The sequence below is a fragment of the Chamaesiphon polymorphus CCALA 037 genome (genome assembly GCF_003003845.1).
Taxonomy (GTDB): domain Bacteria; phylum Cyanobacteriota; class Cyanobacteriia; order Cyanobacteriales; family Chamaesiphonaceae; genus Chamaesiphon; species Chamaesiphon polymorphus.
In genome coordinates this window covers 1-5,553 of record NZ_PVWO01000397.1, presented here as the reverse complement: position 1 = coordinate 5,553, position 5,553 = coordinate 1, and the positions used below count along the sequence as shown (strand labels likewise).

Annotated in this window: 5 protein-coding genes; 2 read left to right on the top strand and 3 right to left on the bottom strand. The window is 43.5% G+C overall.

What is annotated here, in order from left to right; translation table 11 throughout:
- Positions 1–2: 2 nt before the first annotated feature.
- Positions 3–419: a gamma-glutamylcyclotransferase family protein gene (locus tag C7B77_RS22745; RefSeq protein ID WP_106310288.1), complete on the bottom strand. Its 417-nt coding sequence runs from the start codon at positions 417–419 to the stop codon at positions 3–5.
- 213 nt (positions 420–632) lie between these two features.
- Here C7B77_RS22745 and C7B77_RS22735 point away from each other — a divergent pair, with 213 nt between their 5' ends.
- Complete coding sequence (locus C7B77_RS22735) at positions 633–2,477, top strand: hypothetical protein (RefSeq protein WP_146138462.1); 1,845 nt, start codon at positions 633–635, stop codon at positions 2,475–2,477.
- A gap of 97 nt (positions 2,478–2,574) precedes the next feature.
- Here C7B77_RS22735 and C7B77_RS22730 read toward each other — a convergent pair whose 3' ends face one another.
- Positions 2,575–3,648 (bottom strand): fatty acid desaturase family protein, encoded by a 1,074-nt coding sequence (locus C7B77_RS22730; protein ID WP_106310279.1) that lies wholly within the window; start codon positions 3,646–3,648, stop codon positions 2,575–2,577.
- Positions 3,649–3,746: 98 nt separating this feature from the next.
- Positions 3,747–4,700 (bottom strand): M48 family metallopeptidase, encoded by a 954-nt coding sequence (locus C7B77_RS22725; protein WP_106310276.1) that lies wholly within the window; start codon positions 4,698–4,700, stop codon positions 3,747–3,749.
- 200 nt (positions 4,701–4,900) lie between these two features.
- On the opposite strand from C7B77_RS22725, the gene C7B77_RS22720 reads away from it, so the two are divergent.
- Positions 4,901–5,371, top strand: coding sequence for a tetratricopeptide repeat protein (locus tag C7B77_RS22720; protein WP_106310273.1), 471 nt, complete (start codon positions 4,901–4,903; stop codon positions 5,369–5,371).
- The last annotated feature ends 182 nt before the right edge of the window (positions 5,372–5,553 follow it).

Sequence of the window (5,553 nt, the reverse complement as noted above, 5' to 3'; positions counted from 1 at the left end):
ATTCACGATCGAGTTTGGCTTTGCCACCAACCGTCGGGGATGAGAATGCCCTTGAGTTGGTAAATTTGTTGTGGGGTCATAAAATATGCCCAGGCTGAGAGCTGGAGAATTCGATCGGGTGTGTGTGTTGTGACTAATTCGCGGGTATAATCGTTCTCTGCTGGCTGTCGTTGCGGATCGTAGTCTTCGAGTTCGTCTAAATCGACGAGGATTGCGGGGTCTTTGAAGGAGAGGACGAAACCTTGTATTTTGTTGGTGCCATGAGTCGCTCCTGGATAGCTGCAAGTGGGTAGGTGATACAAGTCTCCATCAATATAGGCACGGTAGCTGGTAATGACTTTATCGCGGCAATACCGATCGAAATTAGTCTCGCCCGGTTTGAGCGTACCGTAGACAAACACATGTATGTCAGTATCCATAAGTGTCGATATTTAAATTAATTGATAATTGATAATTGGGGATTTAAACTCCGGGTTTCGTTCGGCGTTGCTGATTTTAGATCCGATCTTTTGTTTTGAGCAACAATTATATTCATTACTCCCGAAACTCCCAACTCCCAACTCCCCACTCCCAACCCCCAACCCCCAACTCCCAACCCCCCTCTCCCCACCCCCGAAACTCCCACCGCCATCATGATTACTAGCAAGAAAAGCCAGTCAATGCAAGTCCCTAAGTTACTGGCAGATCATCTGCGGTGGATGGTGGTATTAGCACAATTGAGGGAACTGGGGGGCAAAGAGCATCGCTATCCTGTTAAGCAGTTGGTAGCAGATTTGCAATTGAGTAATTTATTTGCCAAGCCGACGGGTGAGGTGGAGCGCGAGCCAGTGGTTGGATTGAGCAAGAAAGCTTGGGAAATTTGGTTTTGTGGGAAGTCGGTGGATAAAGGTGAAAGTCCGCTGAATTCTATTTATCAGTGTCGGAGTTTTTATGGTTTGGATGCGCCGAATAATTTGTTACAGCGATTGAATAAATTATTGGATTTGGCGATCGATCGTCACAAAACGCTCGAACCTGAAGCCAGACGAGGGAAGAAGGATAGTAAGTACGATCGCTATCTGGAACAGTGGGGCGATTATGCACTGCAACTCGTCGCGATTAATGGTGGATGGGACAGTTTTAGTAATAAAAATAGTCTGGCAGAGATTAAAGATTTGTGGGTGGGAATTGCGCCTCCGCGAGTAGAAATGACGGGGCTAGATCGGGAATCGTTGATTCAGCGGATTATTTATCTCGATAGCGATCGATACATTCAAATTGTGACTGCGGCAATCGGTTCGTTATATCCATTATGGTTTTTTAAATCCCAGGAACGTAAGGAATTACTCGATCGAATTGCTATCCAAGATCGGGAGATGAAAAAGGCTCTGCCTAAGCGAGATTTATATATCGATGTGAATACTCACATCGGTAAGATGGCCGGATTGCCTTATCCTTTGGGCGTCGCTGATGAGTTATTAGCTTATTGTTGGGATGTGGAGATTCAAGATGTGGGTACTCATGTGAGTGAATCTGCTTGGAGTCCAGTCGCAATTCAATCGATCGCGAGAGAATTGCAAAATGAATATTGGAGTCCGCCGCTATTATTTACAATGTGGGGCGATGAATTTCCTTTACCGGATGATGATAAACATAATTATCCAATTCCGCTAATTGCTTTGACTCAGGGTGGCGATCGCTTTGGTGAATTATATCGGCGGATTGCGATCGAAGAGAAACCTTTAGCCGATCTGAGTATGGGGATCGAATCGCATACTTATGGCGAAAAAATTCTCGATCGACTGAATAGTCAGAAGGTAAATGTTGCGGATCGATATCGCTATACACGTACTCAAATTCTTACTGAAGTATTAGACGCGGATCTAATTGCTAGTTATTTTCCAGTAAGCTTGTCGCTGCAAGTTAATCCCAATTACCAACAATTAAGTACGGCAGATTTATATCAAAAATGGGGGAATGTTGGCGATGCTTTTAATTATAGTTGTCCGCAATTAGTATTGGCAGGTGGACTATTTTTAGCCAGACAGGCAAAAGCTACCGATCTAATTATCGATTTGGGAATCTATTTACATACTGTCGAGTTATTAATTCGCAATCTCCGCCCGGAATGGGACTCGATCGAGCGTTATTTTCCCCAATTGGCTCTAAATGATGTCGAGAAGAAACAAGCGGCAGCACAGGCGATTAGAGAGGCTTGTCAGGTGGTTGCCAAGAAGAGTAAGTTAGTTAAGGGTGGCGATCTGGTTGGAGCTAATGCGATCGCCGAAATTTTGACGCAAATTGCGATCGATATGGTGAGTACTTTAGTTCCATTGCCTCCAGATGTATATACACATCCACAGTCAGAAGCTTTACAAAAATTGCAACAACAGCACCAAGAATGTCTTACCCAAATCGATGATTGGGGGTGGGCGAAGTTATTAGAATCGGTTCAGTTTACATCTGTCTATATTGCCTGTGAGTTATTTACTGGATAGTGATAATTTAGATATTGGTACTATCTCAATACCCAACATATTCAAGGAGTAATTGTGTGAATGTTGGGTTTCGCATAGCTCAACCCAACCTACAGATCTATTCTTTATTAACAACAGCACAAGGACAAATAACTGACTCGCGATCGAGTTTATCTGTCAATGTGACTTCATCGCGATAATGTCGGGGTGTCACCATCAATAATCGCCATGCTTCGCCGACGGGAATCAGATTGTAAGATTCTGGATAGTGGGTTTGTAATAGCTCCTGTACCAAAGGATAGTAATCGGAATTAATGCTTGGAAATAAATGATGTTCGGTATGATAGGAAAAATTAAAGTGCAATAAATCGAATATCTTGGGCATTTTTAGGGAGACGCTATTAACTAGTGGATCGTTAATATCCGTCATCGGACACAAAAAATGATTGGTGTAAATGTAAAACATTACGCCTGCATAGCCAAGAGCCAAAGGTAATATGTATGCTAATAAAATTGCAATAATATTAAATTTGAGAATGGCTAAAATGCTTAAATGCACCAAAGCAATCGCTACTAATTCGATCGCGATCGCGCGGCGTTTTTGTGGGCTAACTACGACTGGAGCTGGTACGTAATCGACATCATCGCGATTGAATAGCAAAATCGAACTAATGTGGCGAAAAGTATGCACTACCCACGATGTTGCCATTCCTAAAATTAAGAATGCCCAATTGACACTGGAAGATGGTACGAATAGATTTTGAATCCATTTTCCCCACGTATTATTTTGCCCGACTAAATACATCCGATCGGGATCGCCGATGGCATTAGTTTCGGTATGATGTTTGTGATTGTGGACGGATTTCCACAGGGTTGGGGGCATCCACAACAGAGCCAACGCTAAGAAACTTACTAGATATCTTAAAATTGGCTGTTTGATGGTGCTACCATGCATCGAGTCATGGGCGACGAACAGGCAAATTATAATGCTGTTACCCATAATAATACTTAAGGGTAAATACAACCACAAGTAACCGATCGACCACCGATCTAACTCTCTGGCGATCGCCCAACCAAGCCCTAACATTAGGAGATTGATGGCGAGAATAAATAGTTTATTTAAATTCTGTTTGAAAGCTATTTCGGGTAGGAGCGGACGCAGTACCTTGAGATATTCAGTCTGAGAGATCATTAATTTCTGACATGATAGATTTCTTTATCCACCACAGTTTGTCAGCTTGGAAATTGACGGTAACTGCAATACACAAATATATCTATATTTTACCCCAACTAACGATCTCGATCTCTCTGTCTGTTGATTTCTTGTTGTAGTCGATCTATCTCTTTTTGTAAGCGTTCTGCTTCAGTTGTGGTAGGTTCGGTGCCCACAGTTTCGACACTCACTCGTTGATAATTTCCGCGCCGAATATCTTGATACTCGATCGAATTCGTCCATTCTTGCAGATAGTGAATGCGTTCGACGGGGAAGGGATGACTGAGCATTCCATTCACGCCTACATACATTAGGGCTTTGTAGACTTGATTGAGTCCATCTTCATCTAAGTTACGATAATTTTCCGATTGTTTGATAAATTCTTCGAGGCTACATTCATCGATAAATTTGCTACTACCACCCGAGATTTTCATCATCGTAGTCATCACCGTGCGCGGATTTTCCATCACTAGTAATGCGGCTCGATCGGATGATAATTCAGCTTTGCGTCGCCACTCATAAAAAGCAACAATTAGCCCATTACTGACGATATTTCCCAGTCCAAATGTCATCTCGCCGATGATGGAAGCTGCATTCATCACCCACATGGCCATTTGAATCAAGATGGTATGTCCGCATTTGATATGTCCTAGTTCGTGGGCGATGACAGTCTTGATTTCATCTTCGTCTAGTAAGTCTAACAAACCAGTATTGATGACAATATAGGGATTTTCTTGTCCCATTGCATAGCTGTTGACTTGGGGATTTTGACTGATAAATAAAGCTGGCTCTGGATAAATATCTAAATCGCGAACGCACTCCCGAAACATGCCATAAATCGTCGCATATTGCCGAGGGCCGACTTGAATACTATTACCCATTAGGTATACTAGTTGAGGCCGCTCGTACAGAAACTCGACAAATTTACTCGCCACTAAATTAAAACCGGGAACGCTCCGCAGAGCTTGCTCGGCTTGCAGATCGAGTGGATGTTTGAAAGCTTCGCTCGAAATACCTGGGTAAGTAGCCATGTAGATACTGAATTATAGTAAGTTTCTTGGTCGGTGCGAGATATTGGATCGCGGTGCTTATCTCTATTATACTAAAAGGATATGGTAGGACAACAACTGGTACTATGTTGTCTTAATTGGCAATAGTAACAGCGTTTTTAGATATATGTGACTTTGTTAATATCCATGCTAAGAGTTGAATAATTTGCCCTAGCGACGCTATGAATCAAAATTTAGTTGATAAATTACTATTGGATTTAAAAAATAGCGAGCCAAATATTCGAGAACGCGCTACGCGTCAACTTTGGAGTATCTGGTTCTGGCAAAAAGGAAAAATTCCACTCGAACAGATCGAGGAAAGCGAAAGGTTGCTAGCTGAAGGTAATGTCGCTGCTGCTACTTCAATTTTAGACGATTTGGTCGATGCGCTGCCAGATTTTGCCGAAGCCTGGAATAGGCGCGCCGTACTTAGGTTTATGACTCAAAACTACGATCGCGCTATCGCCGATTGCGAGCGGGTACTCGAACTCAATCCCGTCCATTTTGGTGCTCTCCACGGCTTGGGCATGTGTCATGCTGCTTTGGGCAATTATTCTGCCGCCATTAGGGCGTTTCGGGGTGCGCTAGAGATTCAACCCCACGCGATCGAAAATCAACGTCTGATTCTCGAATGTACGGCTAGACTGAGTTAGCCGCCGCATGGCGCATACGCGAGTTATTTGAGTTGCTGCGGAGATCTTTACCCCACTCCAGCCCTCCCCTTCTAAAGGGGCTATCCATTACCCACAGATTTCAGAACGGTGCTTAGTTTTAAGTTATCGGTGCTGTAGAACCCGGATCTGGGGGGTCTCCCCCCAGACCCCCCGTTGGGGGA